At 64.3% G+C, this 16,081-nt stretch carries 12 protein-coding genes; 4 read left to right on the forward strand and 8 right to left on the reverse strand.

What is annotated here, in order from left to right:
* Positions 1–46 precede the first annotated feature (46 nt).
* The gene (locus tag LMTR13_RS05525; RefSeq protein ID WP_065727011.1) at positions 47–1,045 is read left to right on the forward strand and encodes a hypothetical protein; all 999 of its coding nucleotides are present in this window, start codon (positions 47–49) and stop codon (positions 1,043–1,045) included.
* A 90-nt stretch (positions 1,046–1,135) separates the two neighbouring features.
* On the forward strand, positions 1,136–2,650 hold the full coding sequence (locus LMTR13_RS05530) for a hypothetical protein (RefSeq protein ID WP_065727012.1): 1,515 nt from the start codon (positions 1,136–1,138) through the stop codon (positions 2,648–2,650).
* Positions 2,651–2,677: 27 nt separating this feature from the next.
* On the opposite strand, the gene LMTR13_RS05535 is transcribed toward LMTR13_RS05530, so the two are convergent.
* The 3 genes from LMTR13_RS05535 to putA form a co-directional block, all read right to left on the reverse strand.
* Positions 2,678–3,325, reverse strand: a complete 648-nt coding sequence (locus LMTR13_RS05535; RefSeq protein ID WP_065727013.1) for a glutathione S-transferase family protein — start codon at positions 3,323–3,325, stop codon at positions 2,678–2,680.
* Positions 3,326–3,337: 12 nt separating this feature from the next.
* On the reverse strand, positions 3,338–4,543 hold the full coding sequence (locus LMTR13_RS05540; RefSeq protein WP_065732448.1) for a CaiB/BaiF CoA transferase family protein: 1,206 nt from the start codon (positions 4,541–4,543) through the stop codon (positions 3,338–3,340).
* A gap of 108 nt (positions 4,544–4,651) precedes the next feature.
* Complete coding sequence (putA, locus tag LMTR13_RS05545) at positions 4,652–7,663, reverse strand: bifunctional proline dehydrogenase/L-glutamate gamma-semialdehyde dehydrogenase PutA (RefSeq protein ID WP_065727014.1); 3,012 nt, start codon at positions 7,661–7,663, stop codon at positions 4,652–4,654.
* 233 nt (positions 7,664–7,896) lie between these two features.
* On the opposite strand from putA, the gene LMTR13_RS05550 reads away from it, so the two are divergent.
* On the forward strand, positions 7,897–8,556 hold the full coding sequence (locus tag LMTR13_RS05550; RefSeq protein WP_083219412.1) for a hypothetical protein: 660 nt from the start codon (positions 7,897–7,899) through the stop codon (positions 8,554–8,556).
* Positions 8,557–8,702: 146 nt separating this feature from the next.
* On the opposite strand, the gene LMTR13_RS05555 is transcribed toward LMTR13_RS05550, so the two are convergent.
* From LMTR13_RS05555 to LMTR13_RS05565, 3 genes are all read right to left on the reverse strand, one after another.
* On the reverse strand, positions 8,703–8,903 hold the full coding sequence (locus LMTR13_RS05555; protein WP_028351035.1) for a cold-shock protein: 201 nt from the start codon (positions 8,901–8,903) through the stop codon (positions 8,703–8,705).
* A 256-nt stretch (positions 8,904–9,159) separates the two neighbouring features.
* The gene (locus tag LMTR13_RS05560) at positions 9,160–9,405 is read right to left on the reverse strand and encodes a hypothetical protein (RefSeq protein WP_065727015.1); all 246 of its coding nucleotides are present in this window, start codon (positions 9,403–9,405) and stop codon (positions 9,160–9,162) included.
* Between the two features lie 202 nt (positions 9,406–9,607).
* Complete coding sequence (locus LMTR13_RS05565) at positions 9,608–11,341, reverse strand: adenylate/guanylate cyclase domain-containing protein (RefSeq protein WP_065732450.1); 1,734 nt, start codon at positions 11,339–11,341, stop codon at positions 9,608–9,610.
* A gap of 330 nt (positions 11,342–11,671) precedes the next feature.
* On the opposite strand from LMTR13_RS05565, the gene LMTR13_RS05570 reads away from it, so the two are divergent.
* The gene (locus LMTR13_RS05570; protein ID WP_083219413.1) at positions 11,672–13,171 is read left to right on the forward strand and encodes a glycosyltransferase family 39 protein; all 1,500 of its coding nucleotides are present in this window, start codon (positions 11,672–11,674) and stop codon (positions 13,169–13,171) included.
* Positions 13,172–13,511: 340 nt separating this feature from the next.
* On the opposite strand, the gene LMTR13_RS05575 is transcribed toward LMTR13_RS05570, so the two are convergent.
* Positions 13,512–14,543 (reverse strand): YcjF family protein, encoded by a 1,032-nt coding sequence (locus LMTR13_RS05575; RefSeq protein WP_065727016.1) that lies wholly within the window; start codon positions 14,541–14,543, stop codon positions 13,512–13,514.
* The gene (locus LMTR13_RS05580; RefSeq protein WP_065727017.1) at positions 14,540–16,003 is read right to left on the reverse strand and encodes a YcjX family GTP-binding protein; all 1,464 of its coding nucleotides are present in this window, start codon (positions 16,001–16,003) and stop codon (positions 14,540–14,542) included. Before LMTR13_RS05580 ends, LMTR13_RS05575 begins: the two co-directional genes overlap by 4 nt.
* Between the last annotated feature and the right edge of the window lie 78 nt (positions 16,004–16,081).

Genomic DNA, 16,081 nt, shown 5'->3' on the forward strand with positions numbered 1-16,081 from the left:
AGCAATAAAAGTTACCAAATGGTCAATCAATTCTGGAGAATCCAACGTGAGCGATCAGCAACCTCAGGCCACCAGCGGTGAAAGCGGAACCCTTGGTGCCGGGCCAGCCGCGCCGGACAAGCCAGCGTCCGGTGAGCCGGTAACCCCCGCGGCTGAGGTCGAGCCCGTGAGACTGGCGCCCGAGCAGGAAGAGACTTCCCCCAAGCCAGACGCGCCCAAGGTGGACGCCGTCAGGATGGAAGTGCCAAAGGTCGAGGCGCCAAAGGTCGAGGCGCCAAAGGACGAAGCCTCCAAAATCGACGAGGTAAAGCCGGAGTCGCCGCGCTTCCCCGGCAACGTGACGATCATGTCGCCCGGCGATCGCGCTGGGCCCGATACAAAGGCCGCGTCAACGGAAGTATCGTCCGGCAAGCGGCGGATCGGAGCCATGGCTGCCATCGTGGCGCTGGCAACTGTGGCGGGCGCGCTCGGTGGCGCGCTGGCAACCACAGGCGTCGGAAAGCTGATGGCCGGAGATTCGGCCCAGGCGTCGGCAAAGGATAGCGCGCTCGAAGCCTCGGTGGCGCGGCTCGATGCCGAGATCGTCGCGCTGAAAGCCAGCCTGGAGCAGGCTTCCAAGACGACAACGGGCCAGCTCAACAAGGCCAGCGACCGCCTCGACAAGTTCGAGAAGGCGCAAGCCGAGCCCGCTGCGAAACTCGCCAAGCTCAGCGAAACCGTCGACAAGCTCCGCGCCGCCCAGGCCTCTGCGACGACGGCCGCCGCGCCGGCCCCCGCGAAGGAAGTGACCGGCTCGGTGCCGCAACAGGTTGCTGCAGCCGCGCCTGCGGCTCCGCCCAAGCCCGAAGTCGCCCGGCTGCCGACCGTCGAGGGCTGGGTATTGCGTGACGTTGCCAACGGCAGCGCGCTGATCGAGGGCCGCCGGGGCATGTATGAGGTCTATGCCGGCGATCCCGTGCCCGGCCTTGGCCGCGTTGACGCGATTCGCAAGCAGGATGGCCGCTGGGTGGTCGTGACCAGCAAGGGGCTGATCGTCGCGCGATAACGAGACGACATGCGAACAGGAAGGCGCTTCACAGCGATGTGAAGCGCCTTTTTTCTTGAATAGACCTCGTTGCGCGGTGTTAGTTGGGACATGAGCCGCGCGCCGAGATTTGTTGCCATCGTATTTGCTCTGTTGTGCGGCGCTTTGCCGGCGTCTGCGGCACAAGACGTGAGACTTGAGCGCGGTGCCGCCATCACCGATCCCGCGACGCTGCGCGAACTCGATGCCGGAAAATTTCGCCTCGATCGCATGCTGATGCCGGAGCGCTCAGCGGAGGTCGCTCTTGCAAACAGCGAATTGTTCGCCTTGCCGTCGATGGCGCCGGTTCGGCAGGCGATCGATGGCGAACTCGATCGTTACGTGGCGCGGCATCACGCGAGCTTGCCGAAGGAGACGATCGGCGTCGGCGAGGGCCTTGATTTCCAATTGTTCGACCGCGCGCTGCTTTATTCGGCTGAGACGCGGTTCGTGCTGGCCGGCATCGTCAACCGCATGGACCGCACTTACGCCGCAGAAGCAAGCTGCGGCGAGATCCGCCTGATCTACCGCCTGACGCGGATAAACCAAGCCGCTGGCGGCAATGCGTCGCCGCCGCGGCTGCCGATGACGTTGAACCTCGTGCTGAAGGCAAGAGGCGAGGGTTCGGCGATCGCGTGTTCCGAAATTGCCCGGCGTTGGCTCACCGCGCCGCTCGGCGGAAAGCTGTCGGCAAGCGATGGCACGCTTGACCTGATCGACTATCGGAATATCGACCGCATCGAGACCAATCTCCAGATCGCGCACGCACCGAAATCCTCGGTTCGTGATTTCCGGACCGACTATCTGTTGAAGGTGTTTCGTTACGATCGCCGGGCGCGGGCGTTTGTGGAATCGCCGATGGAGAACCAGATCGACCGCGCGCGCCTTTTGGCGGACGATGGCCTCAGGCGCGAGTTCAGGGCATGGCTGCTCGATCCCGTCAACCTCGTCGCGTTCGATCGTGGCACCGCTCTGATCCCGGAAAAATTCCTCGCCAGCGGCGCGATTGCACCAACACCGGTCGGATTCGATCCATCGGATCTGGAGCCTGAATTTGGACTGGTGAAAGGAGAGGGCGCCGTGTTCAGCGAGGCTGACGTGGTGGCGGCGCTAAGGAAGGCCACGGCAGGCGGCGCGAAGCTGCAGAATATCCGCTCAGTTGCCGGGTTCGAACGGCGGCTCAACGACGTGACCTGTTCCGGCTGCCACCAGACGCGCGGCATCGGTGGTTTTCATTTTCCTGGCGTCGACTGGATGGCGGATAAGCCCTCGAATTCAACTGTGGTGCCGGCATCGCCGCATTTCTTCGGCGACCAGGTCCGCCGCCGCGACATTCTCCACGCCCTCCGTGACGACAAGCCGCCGGATTATTCGCGCGGCTTTGCCAGCCGTCCGCAGTTGCGCGGCAGCACCGAACTCGCCGGCAGCAATTATTACGACGGCTGGGGGGCGCATTGCTACGTTCAGGGCAGCCCAGCCGCCGGCGATGACGGAAGTTTTCGCGACTGGACCTGCGCCGAGGGCCTCACCTGTCAAGCCGCCGGCAAGACCTCGCGCATCGGCATGTGCTTCGTCAAAAATCGCTAGCGATACGCAAGATAACTTGACACACGATTATTTGGCGTAATGCGTCAAGCGCTTGCCGGGCAACAGATCATAGGCCGATTTCCAGCCGGACAGTTGCGCCATTCGCCCGAGCCACGCGTTGATCGCGGGATGGCTCACCGCCCAATCATACCCGGTCTCGTCAGCGGGATAATGCAGATAGGCCATCATCGATATGTCGGCCACCGTCGGCCGTTCGCCGATGGCGAACGCATTGTTCTGCATGTGCTGTTCGAGGATCGACAGGAAGTCATCGAGGCGTCTGCGGAAATGTTTCAGCACGTGCTCGTCCGGCGATGGCGTGAAGGTGCGGAAATAGCGGTAGGTCGCCATGTAGCCGGTGAGCTTGTGGTTGTCCCAGAACAGCCAGCGCAGCAGTTCGAACTGCTCCTGCTCGGTCTCGCCGCCGAACCGGCCGAATTGCTTTGCCAGCTTGAGCAGGATCGGAGCGGTCTGGGTGAGGCGCTCGCCGTCCACTTCGAGCACGGGAATTTCACCCATCGCGTTGACGTCGCGCCGCCATTCCGGCGTGCGCGTGACGCCACCGCCGAAATCGGTCCAGACCGGCTCGAATGTCTGCCCGCACAGAGTGAGCATCAGCGCGAGCTTGTAGCTGTTTCCCGACTCGGGGAAGTAATGCAGGCGGTAGCTGGGCATGGCTCGTCGCCCTCACGCCACCGCGCCGGTCGAGCGCAGCGCTTTGATCGTCGCCTCGTCATAGCCGGCGTTACGTAAAATTTCGTCGCTGTGCTCGCCGATGCCGGGCGGCTTGCGCGGCTGGACTTTGCGGCTGCCGTCGACCCAGATCGGGCTGTTGATCGTCAGCATGGTGTCGTTTTCGAAGGGCACCAGCACCTCGTTCTCGATCATCTGCTTGTCGTTTGGAATATCGTCGAGGATGCCGACCACGCCGAATACCAGGCCATTGCCGTCGAGAATCTTTCGCCATTCGGCAAGGTCCTTGGTCGCAAAGACCTCGTCGAAAATCTTTATCAATTCGACCGACCGCGCGTGACGTTCCTTCTTGGTCTCGAAGCGGGGATCGGTGACGAGATCCTCGCGGCCCAGGCAGCGCGCCAGCGTCGGCCATTGCCGGTCCTCGTTGAGCAGCGACAGGATCAGCCAGCGTCCGTCCTTGCACTGGTAGTGGTTGGTCACCGCGTTCAGCGCGCGCTCGCGCGGGCGGCGTTCGCCGAATTTCGCGCCGACCAGTTTTGCCTGTGCCAGCACCGAAGCGGCCCACACGCCGTTGGCCATCAGGTTGGAGCTGACATGTGATCCCTTGCCGGTGCGCTCGCGCTTGTAAAGCGCGGTCACGATCGCGCCGTAAAACGCCATCGCGCAAGGGTGGTCGCCCATGCCGGCGATCGAGCGTGCCGGCGTGGTATGTTCATCCGCGCGCACCAGGTCCATCAGGCCCGAACGCGCCCAATAGGCATTGGAGTCGAAGCCCGGCTTGTTGGCTTCCTCACCTTTCTCGCCATAGCCGGTGAACGAAGCGTAGATCAGGCGCTCATTGTGGGGCGCCAGATGGTCATGTGTAATGCCGAGCCGCTGGCGCACCTGGGGCGGATAGTTGGTGATGAAGACGTCGGCCTGGGCGGCGAGGCGATGCAGCACCGCCTGTCCCTCGGCCTTTGACAGATCGAGCGCAAGGCTCCGCTTGTTGCGCGCCTCCAGCATCCACGCGAAATTGTGCTCGCTATGCGGGTAGCCCGGCAGGTTCGGCAGGTTGCGATAGGGATCGCCGGCGCCGGGCGGCTCGATCTTGATCACGTCGGCGCCGAAATCCGAGAGCACGGTGGCGGCCGCAGGCGCGGCGATAAAGCTCGCGCAGTCCAGAACCTTGAGGCCGTCGAAGATACCCTTTTCCATAGTGCCGCCGCTCCGTGTGGCTTGTTGATTTTTTTCGTAAGTCGGAATTACCGCCAGCGAAAGCTGGAATTCGGATGCCATTTGACCCATGTGGGGTGGGCGATGCAACTACTCGCCGCCGGACATCAGTGCTGCGTTTCCGCCGGCAGCCGCCGTATTGATGGTCACCGTCTGCTCGGTTGCAAACCGCGCCAGATAATGCGGGCCGCCGGCCTTGGGTCCGGTGCCGGACAGCCCGTGACCGCCGAACGGCTGCACGCCGACGACGGCGCCGATCATGTTGCGGTTGACGTAGATGTTGCCGACCTGAAGCCTTTCGATCGTGTCCTCTACGGTATCGTCGATCCGGGAATGGATGCCGAGGGTGAGCCCATAGCCCGAACGCTCGACCGATTGCAGCACCTCATCGAACCGCTCCGCGCGGTAGCGCACCACGTGGAGCACCGGGCCGAACACTTCTTCCGTGAGCTGGCCGGCATCGGACAATTCGAAAATATGCGGCGCGACGTAGTTTCCGTCGGGCGCGGCGCCGGCAAAATGCACCCGGGCTTCCTTCTTCATCCGTTCGACATGCGTGTCCAGTCGCTGCTTGGCTTCGGCATCGATCACGGGTCCGATATGCGTGGCCGGATCGCAGGGGTCGCCGATGACGAGTTCGCGGGCTGCACCCGCGATCATCTCGATCATGCGGTCGGCGACGTCGTCCTGCAGGAACAACAGCCGCAGCGCCGAGCAGCGCTGGCCGGCGGAGCGGAATGCCGAGGTCACGACGTCGTCTGCGACCTGTTCGGGTAGGGCGGTGGCGTCGACGACCATCGCATTGATTCCGCCGGTCTCGGCGATCAGCGGCACGATTGGCCCGTCCTTGGCCGCGAGCGCGCGGTTGATCGTGCGCGCCACCTCGGTCGAGCCGGTGAAGACGACACCGGCGATATCGGGATGCGCGACCAACACGCCGCCGACGCGGCCGTCGCCCTTCACCAGACGCAGCGCGGAAACAGGCGCGCCGGCTTCGTGCAACAGCCTGATGGCTTCAGCCGCAATCAGCGGCGTCTGCTCGGCCGGCTTCGCAACGACCGCGTTGCCCGCCATCAACGCCGCCGTGACCTGTCCAAGGAAGATCGCAAGCGGAAAATTCCACGGCGAGATCGCGACGAACACGCCACGGCCGCGCAGGCGAAGTGCGTTGCTTTCGCCTGTCGGTCCGGGCAGGGCCTTGCTCTCTCCGAACAACTCGCGTCCGTGGGCGGCATAGTAGCGGCAGAAGTCCACGGCTTCGCGGACTTCTGATACCGAATCGTCCAGCGTCTTGCCGCCCTCACGTTGCAGCAGTGCGATGAAATGCGCCGCGCGCGCTTCCAACAGGTCAGCGGCCTTTTTCAGCACGGCTGCGCGTGTCTTGGCCGGCGTTCTGCTCCAATTCGTGAAGCCGGCGCGTGCGGCCGATACCGCCGCATTCGCCTCCATCTCCGTCGCGTCCGCAATGTTTCCGGATGCGGGCAGTCGTTCCGCAGCGATGGCCGAGACGAGTTTGCTCAACGCAGCGCGTTCACCGAATTCGATTCCGCGGGAGTTTTTTCGTTGCGGCCCATAGAGGTCGCGCGGCAACGGAATATTCGGATGGTTTGCATTGTCGGCGCTGCCGATGATGTCGGCCGGCCGCCGCAGGAGTTGCGAGATCGGCATCGCCTCGTCAGCGGCCAGCGCGACAAAGGACGAGTTGGCGCCGTTCTCCAGCAGTCGCCGCACCAGATAGGCGAGGAGATCGCGGTGGCTACCGACCGGCGCATAGGTGCGGTGGGCGATGTCGGAGCGGTCTTCGCCGAGTTTTGCATAGAGCGCCTCGCCCATGCCGTGCAGGCGCTGGAATTCGAAGCCGCTTTGGTCCGTTGCCAGTTCGAGGATGGTCGCGACCGTCAGCGCATTGTGGGTGGCGAACTGCGGAAATATCCGCGGCCGCAGCGCCAGCAGTTGTTTTGCGCAGGCAATGTAGTTCAGATCCGTCATCGCCTTGCGGGTGAATACGGGATAGCCGTCGAGCCCACGCTCCTGCGCGCGCTTGATCTCGGTGTCCCAATAGGCGCCCTTGACGAGCCGCACCATCATTTTGCGGTCGAGGCTGCGTGCGAGACGATCGACGTAATCGATCACGTCACTGGCCCGTTTCTGATAGGCCTGGATCGCCAGCCCAAATCCGTCCCAGCCGGCAAGCGAGGGATCGGCGAAGGCTGCGGAGATTACGTCGAGCGACAATTCCAGCCGATCCGCTTCCTCGGCATCAACCGTGAAATTGAGATCATAGGCTTTGGCTTGCCGGGCAAGGTCGATCAGCCGCGGGACCAGTTCGCCCATCACCCGGGCGCGGCTCACGGCCTCGAAGCGCGGATGCAGTGCCGAGAGCTTGACCGAGATGCCGGGCCGGTCGGGCAGGGAGCGGTCGTCGGCGGTGCGGCCGATCGCCTCGATGGCGCTGGCGTAGGAATTGAAATAGCGCGTCGCGTCGTCGGCGGTGCGGGCGCCTTCGCCGAGCATGTCGAAGGAATAGCGTTGCTGGCGCGCGGAATGCGGCTGCGCGCGCGAGAGCGCGGCCTCGATGGTCTCGCCGAGCACAAAATGATTGCCCATCAGCCGCATCGCCTGCCGCGTTGCCGCCCGCACCGCGGGCGCACCCAGCCGTTTGGTCAGCCGTCCGATGGTGCCCTGCGGTGTCTCGCCGGGTTGGATCACGCGGGCCGATATGCCGAGTGCCCACGCCGAGGCGTTGACCAGGAAGGCGCTCGATTTCGTCTCGTGGTGGACGAAATTGCCTTGGGCCAGCTTGTCCTCGATGAACTGGTCGGCGGTACGAGCGTCCGGGACCCGCAACAGCGCTTCCGCCAGCACCATTAGCGCCAGCCCCTCCTTGGTCGACAGCGCGAACTCGCGCAGCATGTCCTCGACGCCGCCCAGCGGATCGTCATTGGCCCTGATGGCCTCGATCAGCGCAGTCGCCGCGCGATCGATGCGGCCCTCCTGCGCCGCATCCAGCCGCCCGGCCTGGAGCAGGCGGGTAGCCATGGCGCGGTCATCGGGCGCGTAGGGCGCGCTGAACAGTGGAAGCGGCGACGGAGGAATCAGCATGGGATTTCTCTTGGCTTCGGCCAGTCTAACGGGGCCGGGATGGGCGGAACAGGCCCGCAAGTCCCCTCGTTGCGCTAGGGACGGCGGCGTGGGCGGAACCAAACTGGCGCATGGAAAACACAGCGGCCGGAATTTCCGCGGCCTGATCCACAGATCGCGGGCTTGCTTGTTGGCAGCCTGCAGGAGCCGCGCTAATCGTCACGCACGCCGTCGCTTGGGAACCGCAGGGGATGATGAGAGACGCCGCCCCGCCGATACAGGGAAGCCGAACGCGGACCAGCTTCGCGGCCGTGCTTGGCGTGCTCCTGGCCGCGGTGTTTGCAGCGCCGCCGGCGAGAGCGATCGAGATGAGTGCCGAGGTCGCCAACCTCTACAGCTCGGTTTCGATCTATCCGCCTTCAGCCAAATCCATGACCGTGTGCTATGGCTTCGTCTGCCGGCGTCGCGAGATCCTCGATTTCACGGCCGGCGACCGCAGCGCGCTGACACAGATCATGGCGGCGGGCCGCGCCTCGGCCGCGGCCGAACGCGCGGCGGTGCAGAAGGCGGTGGTGTGGTTCGACCGCCGCATGGGGCCGATCATTGGCACCAACAAGCGCGTGGCGAAAGCCGATTTCCGCTATTTCGACGACAAGCACAATTACGATTGCTGGGATACGACGCGCAATACCACCAGCCTTTTGCTGGTGCTGCAGGAGTGGGGCCTGTTGAAGCATCATGCGATCGGCGATCCGCGCTATCGCGGCAATACGCTGGTGTTGCAGACGCCGCACAACACCGCGGTGCTGGTCGATCGCGCCACCAAGGTCGAATGGGTCGTCGACCTCTGGCCGCGCGGCTACCTGCAGCCACCCGACGTGATGACGGTTCAGAAGTGGGTCACGGAAGATTGAGCGGCCGGTTTTCGCGCAACGATCTACTCATCGTGCGTGCAGAAGCGGTGCCCGCTCCGCCGAACGCTCACAGTTTCGAGAAGTTTCTTAAGCCCTACTCCCGGATGTAAGGCCGAGAGTACGCCGTTGCCGAATGCGCGGTCGCGCTAAACCTTGAGGTTCTCGGCCGAAGTCTTGCCGCGGTTGGCGATCTCTTCGTACTCGACGGTCTGCCCTTCATTGAGCGTCGAAAGCCCAGCTTTCTCAACTGCCGAAATATGAACGAACACGTCCTTGCCGCCACTCGAGGGCTGGATGAATCCGTAACCCTTGGTCGGATTGAACCACTTCACCGTACCTTTAGCCATTCACGTCGTCTCCGCGGAATCAAAAAAATAAACGAGCCGCCGGTCCCCGCACTAACCGGCATGCCCGTACAATCAGGATACGCGGGTTGGGGCAGGCTGGGTAGCGTAAACGGACCAGCCGTTTCGGCGAAAAAGCCCCCATTCGCGGTCGATTTTCGCTGTTTTTGCCGTTTTTCGCTCATTTGGCCCGGCCGAAGCAAAACCCCGGCCGCGTGAGCGACCGGGGTTTCTGCACCGAATGAACGTTGTGCCTGTTTCAGTAGCAGACGTTCACCGTGCGCCAGCGGAAGCCGTACGGCGTCAGCACGCGGCGGGTCACGTAGCAGCCCTGGTAGCCATAGCCACCAACGAAGCCGACGCTGAAACCGGGATGCCAGTGATGGTGATGATGATGTGGAAACTTCGGCCAGATCATCGGACTGGCCGACGCGGACGTCGAAGCCAGCGAAACGGCGGTGAGCGAAGCGGCGGCAGCAAGGGCGAGGGTCACTTTGCGAAACATGGTCGTTCTCCTTTGGCAATGCGCGTTCGACTTTTCGTCTTGGCGCGGGTTTCAAGTTTCAGTCTTACCCATCGCCAATCTGTCGTGTGCCCACAGATGCGGGTTCGAGGAATCCGCTGCGCATTCGCCGACAATTTTCTGAACGATTATTCAGGTGTGAAAAACATCACATACGCTTCGAACAGCTATCGCTGAGGCGGTTTCACGCTGCCGCGCTTTGCTGTTCGTTAACCAGCGCCGACAGGGTGCCTGCATCCGTTATCGCGCGCACGATCATCGGCTCATTGCGTCCGCGAATCTCGGCTTCATGCTGCGGCAAGACGTCGGCGGCGAGTCCGGCCGTTGCGCGAACTTCGTCCGAGATGACGACTTCGCATGCAAGACTCTTGGTCATGTCCTGCAGCCGCGCCGCGACATTGACGGGATCGCCGAGCGCGGTGAACACCATATGATCGCGGTAGCCGATATCGCCGACGATCACTTCGCCGCCATTGATGCCGATGCCGAAGCGGATCGGCTCGCGCAAATCATGTTCGAGAAACTTGTTCAGATCGTCGACATTGACGGCGATCATCGCCGCCGCGCGCAACGCCTGGCGGCAGGCCTCCTGCCTGCTGGTCGAAAGCCCGAACAGCGCCAGCATGCCGTCGCCGACGAACTGGTTCGGCCGGCCGCCGCTCTCGATCACCGCCTGCGATACCGCGCCGAGGAACCGGTTGACGATGAAGACGGTGTCGAACGGCAGGCGCTTTTCCGCAAGCTTGGTCGAGCCGCGCATGTCCACGAACAGGCTGACGAGATAGCGCTCCTGGCCGATCCGCGTCGGGTTCGACTCATGACCATCGGCGGACATCGTATGCGGCAGGAAGAGCTGGAAGAACGAGAGATCGGTCGGCGGCCGTAACTGGCAGGCGAGACGGATGGATGGATCCGACGTGCCGACCCGGCCGAGCACGAAGGCCTCGCGCTGCGACGGCTCCGGCAGCGCAGAGCAGTCGCCGATGATGCGGATGCGGCAGGTCGAGCAACGGGCGCGGCCGCCGCAGACGCTGGCGTGGGGCACGTTGTTGCGCAAGCTGGCTTCGAGCACGCTGAGGCCCTTGGGAACGCGCACTGTGCGGCCGTTGCCGTAGGACAGGCTGATCATGCCGCGACGGCGCTCGTTGATGGCGCGCACGCCGCGCGCCACCAGCGCGACGCCGATCAGGCCGAAATAGCCGAACAGGAAATAGTCGGTGATGCGTTCGAGCGCCTGCGCCTCGGCCGGTGTGCCGATCTGGCGCTGCGACTGGGTTTCCGCCCGCCATTCGACGCTGTCATTGTCAATCACCATGCGCCCGCTCTGATAGAAGCCGAGCATGGAAAGCGTTGGAATCAGCACCGCCGCGGCGAGCAGGAAGGGCGCGGCGCGTTTGTAGAACGCCCGCATCCGCAGCCACAGATACAGCCCGATGCAGCCGTGGACCCAGGCGATGGTCATGACCGCGAGCATCATCCAGATCCGCCACGGCGCCCAGATCCAGTACAGGAACAGCACCTGCGGATAGAGTTTTTCATGCCCGTAAAGCGTCTGGCCGAGCCGGACGCCGATGATATGGGCGATGACCAGCATCGGCACGCTGAGGCCAAGCGCAAGCTGCAGCGGCTCGATCGCTTTCCAGCGGAATTGCCGGCGTTCATACAGTGCCCAGATGCCGAGCGCGGTGTGTACCAGGCATGCCGCATAGAACAGGATCGTGATAGGCAGGAATTGCCAGAGCCCCATGTGAAGATAGACACCGGTCGCCAGCGCCTCCAGCGAGATGTTGCCGAGCGCATGGTTGAGGAAATGGCTGACCAGATAGGCAAACAGGATCAAGCCGCTGGCAAGGCGGACCTGCCGCAGGCTGATGCCGCGGAGGAACGCTGTCAGTTGTTCTTTGGATAGGGCGGCCATGCGATCCATGGGGTCAATATCGGGCAATGGTAGCGATTAAATCATGCGGTGAATACCACCCGCCGTCGTCCCTGCGAACCGCAGGGACCCATACTCCGCGGCCTCTCAGTGGCGCTGTGGCCCATGCGGTTTTCCTTGCCATGGCCGGTGGTTATGGGTCCCTGCGTTCGCAGGGACGACGAGCAGCTTTTTTCGGTCGCGGCTCGTTGACACTCCCGGCGCAGTCGAGGAGAAAGCGCCGTGCCGATCACCCAGCCCCATAAGAGCCAATGCAGTTCCGCCACGCCGCCTTGGCTTGCCGTTATCCTGCTGATCGCCGCGTTGACCGCGATGCGGCTGGTCTATGCTAGCGTGCTCGATCTGCGCACCGACGAGGCCTATTACTGGACCTGGTCGAAGGAGAGCGCGCTCGCTTTTCTCGATCATCCGCCCGGCATCGCCTGGCTGATCCGGTTCGGCACCGCGATCTTCGGCGACACCAATCTCGGCGTGCGGTTCGGCGGCATCGTCGCGATGCTGGTCACGCAGCTTCTGCTCGCCGATATCGTCCGCCGCGTGACGCATGATGTTCGTGCGGTGATCTTCGCCGTGCTGTTGCCGGAAGCAGCGCTTTATTACGGGCTGTTGATGGCGAAGGTCTCGCCCGATACGGCGATGATCCCTTTCGCGGTCGCGATGCTGTGGTCGCTGGTGCGGCTCAACGAGAGCGGCAAACCGCGCTGGTGGCTCGCGGCGGGGCTGTTCGCTGGGCTCGCGCTGCTGTCGAAGCTCACGGCGATCATGCTGCTGCCGGCGGTGATCGCATTTGTGCTGGTGCCGGACTGGCGGCGGCGCTGGCTGCTCAGCCAGTATCCATGGCGGGCAGCCCTGATCGCGGCGATCGTGTTCTCGCCGGTCTTGATCTGGAACGCGCAGCACGACTGGGCCTCGTTCCGCTTCCAGTTCGTGCGCGCGGTTGCGACCCATCCGTTTTCGTTCCGCACCATCGGCGAATTCATCGGCCTGCAGTTCGGTCTCGTCGGCTTCGTGCTGCTGCCGGTGGTGCTGTCCGGCGTCACGCTGACGGCGTGGCGCGGCTATCGTACGCGCGAGCCGGTCGCGATCCTGCTGTCGACCGCCGTGCTGGTGCCGTTCCTCTACTTCCTCTGGAAGTCGCTGACGCTGCGCGTCGGAGACACCTGGCCGATGTTCCTTTGGCCCGCCGGCTTTGCCGCGACCGCCATCAATCTCGTTATGCTGCCGCGCGAGGGATTTTCGGAATGGATGGTCCAATCGACGTTCCGGTGGGCGAGGGTGGCCGTGATCTCCGGCATTGCTTTCGTGGTTGGCGTGTTCTTCTATTACGTCGCGGCGCCCTGGAATTTCATCGGCAGGACCGATCCCATTGGTGGCGAGGCCGGCTATGAGCAGGTCGCGGCGCGCGCGCGGGATCAGTTGCGAGAGACCGGCGCGACCTGGATCGCCACGTCGGACTATCGCACCTATGCCATGCTGCGCTGGTATTTCAACGGGCAGGTGCCGGTCGTTCAGATCAACGAGCGCGGCAGGTTTCAGGGCTTTCGCGATCCCGGCATGAATCTGATCAAGGATCATCCTGGCCTCTACGTCGCCCGCGAGCCGGACCATCGCCTGCCGCTGTGGGATCTCACCACGGCGAAGCGGCAGCCGCTGGAGCGGGTCGAGCGCGTCTGGCGCGGGACGGTGATGGATACCTACGCGCTGGAGAAGCTTACCGGCTGGACGCCCGAACTCTCGCCGCCGCCGGATTCGCCGCTGTTCCGCTGGCGCGTGCTGGCGGGGGTTTTGGGGCGCGACACTTGTGTTGCGTGAGGTCGTCGTCCCTCGCGAAGGCGGGGGATCCAGTACGCTGCGGCTTATCGGTTTAATCATTAGCGTCTCTGGGGTACTGGGCGGCCCGGTCAAGCCTGGCGATGACAACTGAGTGTGGGTTCGCGATCTCGCGACATGATCTGCCCGAGATTTGTCATCAACTTCCCGCCCTCTCCAATCAGAGCAACTGTGCCGAAGTAGCCCGGTGAACGGCTTTCTTGCCACCGTCGCCGCGCGAGGACGAACCTTGCGCAACTTAACGCCAGCACCGCGGCGCCAGAACCACACGACTTGGAATGGTGGGCACGGCGATAATCGCGCCTTTGCCCGCCCTACGAGCTCACGCCTCATCCTCGCGCTTGCTCAGCAAATCCTTCGCGAGATCGGAGAGCGCGGGCCGCGGCAGCGCGGTGAACGGCAAGGGGCGCGTGACGTCGATCGCGGCGAGGCCGAGCCTTGCGGTCAGCAGGCCGTTGAGCACGCCCTCGCCGAGCCGCTGCGAGAGTTTTGCCGCAATGCCGTGGCCGAGCATCTGCTGCACCAGGCTGTCGCCGACCGCCATGCCGCCAGTGATGGCGAGATGGCCGATGACGTGACGCAACAGGCTGAGCATGCCGAGCGTGCCGGGACGGCCGCCATAGAGCCGCGCCAGTTGCCGGATCAAGCGCATTGCGGCGACGAACACGAACAGCACGTCGATCAGCGCGCGCGGGCTTACCGCGGTGACGACGGAGACGCGTTGCGCAGCCGTTGAAACCAGCCGGCGCGCCTCTTCGTCGAGCGGCGCCATCAGTTCGCGTTCGGCAAGCTTGATCATGTCGGCGCCGTCGATGATGTCGTCGGCATGGCTTTTCAGCGTGGCGCGGGCGCGCGCCAGTTGCGGGTTCTGGTGCGCGAGCTTGAGCAGGTCGTTGACGACGGCGCGGCTCTCCGCGCGGTCGTCGCTGCGCAGTACTTCAGCGGCGCGCTGGTGCAGCTTTTCGATCGCCGCCAGCCGCGCCAGCCCGAACGCTTCGCGCGCGATGACGACGGTCAGCGCCAGCCCGGCTGCCACCGCAAATGCCAGCGCGACGTAGCCCAAGGTCTGGCTGCGTGCGAACAGATCCTCGATCAGATTGACGACGCCGAGCCCTGTGCCGAGCAGCACCAGTCCGCCTGCAGCCGACCAGAACAGCGCGCCCCAGCGAAAGCCGCGGCGCATCGGTTTCAGCGGCGCATCGAGCGGAACGGGCAGCAGCGCGGGATCGGCCTCCGGCGTGATCTGCACCGTGCCGCGGGCAGGGCGGCCGGTCTCCTCCGGATCCATCACGATGACGCCGGGATCGCCGAGCTTGAACGTCGCCGGCCGCCGATGCGGCGTCTTCTCGCTCATTGCAGTCGGTCTCCGATCAGGAACTGAAGGGCGCGGTCGAGGCGGATGTGAGGCAGCGCGGGCTCGTCCTTGGCCGTGTGCTCCAGCAGCGGCGGCCTGAAGCGCAGGAAGCGGAAATCGGCCTGTTCGGAAGCTGTGCTGGAAAGGCCGCGAAAGCCGCCCTTGAACAGCTCTTCGGGATCGGCGGGCAGGTCGCCGGGAAAGGTCGCCACTTCCGTCTCGCCGTCGAACGTATCGCCATTGGCGGTCTCGCCGGGCGCGGGCGTGCCGAGGATCGACGGCAGCTTCTCCCGGCCGCGCGCGACCATCGCCTCGCGCGTGGCGCGCACGGCGGCGAGTGCGACCACGTCGATGGCGGCCCCGGCATATTCGGCGCGGTCGGCTGCCTTGGCAACCGCACGCCGCAGCACCGCTTCCAGCCGGTCATGGCTGGAATGGTGCAGATGATCGGCCTTCGTGGCGGCAAACAGAATCCGATCGATCCGCGGACGAAACAGGCTGCTCAGGATGGTGCTGCGGCCGATACGAAAGCAATCGAGAATGCCGGCAAGCGCGGCTTCGAGATCGTGCAGCGCTTCGGGCCCGGCATTGAAGGCCGCAAGCGCATCGACCAGCACGATCTGGCGGTCGAGCCGCGCGAAATGGTCGCGGAAGAATGGACGCACCACGACGTCCTTGTAGGCCTCGTAGCGCCGCCGCATCATTGCCCACAGCGAACCGTCGGGCGCGGCGCCATCAATGGGCACATCGAGCGGGGCGAAGGTCAGCGCTGGCGATCCTGCGAGGTTGCCCGGCATCAGGAAACGCCCGGGCGGCAGCAGGCTCATGGCAAAACGTTCGTCGCGGCAGGCGCGCAAATAATCGGTGAACAGTTTTGCGGCGGCGAGCGTCGCCTGTTCATCCTCGCGGCTCTCAGCGGAGAGTGTCGCCAGATGCTCGTGCCATGGCGCGGCCAGCTTCACGCGCGGACCCTCTCGCGACAATGCGAGACTTTCCGCCGACCATTGCTCAAAGCTCCTGTTGAGCAGCGGCAGGTCGAGCAGCCACTCGCCGGGGTAATCGACGATGTCGATGGTGAGCGTGCGGTCGGCGCCGTTCTGCCGCTGGTAGTCGATGACCAGGCGCAGTTCAGAGATGTCGACGGTCGAGTTCGGCCAGCGCCGCTCCTCGATCAGGGTGCGGACGTGGGTTTCATAGGCGAAGCGCGGCACGGCATCGTCGGGCTGCGGCGCGAGCCGGGCGCCCGCGATCCGCCCCGTGGCATACGGCTCGAACACCGGAAACCGGCCGCCGCGGGTCAGGCCGTGGATCAGCGCCGTGATGAACACGGTCTTGCCGGCGCGCGACAGGCCGGTGACGCCGAGCCGCACGGTGGGATTGAAAAAGCTCTCGCCGTAATCCAGCAGTGCCTGCGCCGACAGGCGCGCTTCCTCGACGATATCTGAAAAACTGGGAGGCATGCGGGGCAGAGGGCTCGAGAGAGAAGTGTTGGTGTGCAATTACCGGAGAAGTGGCGATTGGCGGGCCGAAATCAAGCG

This window comes from Bradyrhizobium icense (genome assembly GCF_001693385.1).
Lineage (GTDB): Bacteria > Pseudomonadota > Alphaproteobacteria > Rhizobiales > Xanthobacteraceae > Bradyrhizobium > Bradyrhizobium icense.

What these genes read in the sequence shown, in the direction of transcription:
- LMTR13_RS05570 (WP_083219413.1), top strand. Translation starts at nt 11,672, where the DNA reads ATGCGGCTGGTCTATGCTAGCGTGCTCGATCTGCGCACCGACGAGGCC.
- LMTR13_RS05580 (WP_065727017.1), bottom strand. Translation starts at nt 16,003, where the DNA reads ATGCCTCCCAGTTTTTCAGATATCGTCGAGGAAGCGCGCCTGTCGGCG.
- LMTR13_RS05555 (WP_028351035.1), bottom strand. Translation starts at nt 8,903, where the DNA reads ATGGCTAAAGGTACGGTGAAGTGGTTCAATCCGACCAAGGGTTACGGA.
- putA (WP_065727014.1), bottom strand. Translation starts at nt 7,663, where the DNA reads ATGCTGATTCCTCCGTCGCCGCTTCCACTGTTCAGCGCGCCCTACGCG.
- LMTR13_RS05575 (WP_065727016.1), bottom strand. Translation starts at nt 14,543, where the DNA reads ATGAGCGAGAAGACGCCGCATCGGCGGCCGGCGACGTTCAAGCTCGGC.
- LMTR13_RS05530 (WP_065727012.1), top strand. Translation starts at nt 1,136, where the DNA reads ATGAGCCGCGCGCCGAGATTTGTTGCCATCGTATTTGCTCTGTTGTGC.
- LMTR13_RS05560 (WP_065727015.1), bottom strand. Translation starts at nt 9,405, where the DNA reads ATGTTTCGCAAAGTGACCCTCGCCCTTGCTGCCGCCGCTTCGCTCACC.
- LMTR13_RS05540 (WP_065732448.1), bottom strand. Translation starts at nt 4,543, where the DNA reads ATGGAAAAGGGTATCTTCGACGGCCTCAAGGTTCTGGACTGCGCGAGC.
- LMTR13_RS05550 (WP_083219412.1), top strand. Translation starts at nt 7,897, where the DNA reads ATGAGAGACGCCGCCCCGCCGATACAGGGAAGCCGAACGCGGACCAGC.
- LMTR13_RS05565 (WP_065732450.1), bottom strand. Translation starts at nt 11,341, where the DNA reads ATGGCCGCCCTATCCAAAGAACAACTGACAGCGTTCCTCCGCGGCATC.
- LMTR13_RS05535 (WP_065727013.1), bottom strand. Translation starts at nt 3,325, where the DNA reads ATGCCCAGCTACCGCCTGCATTACTTCCCCGAGTCGGGAAACAGCTAC.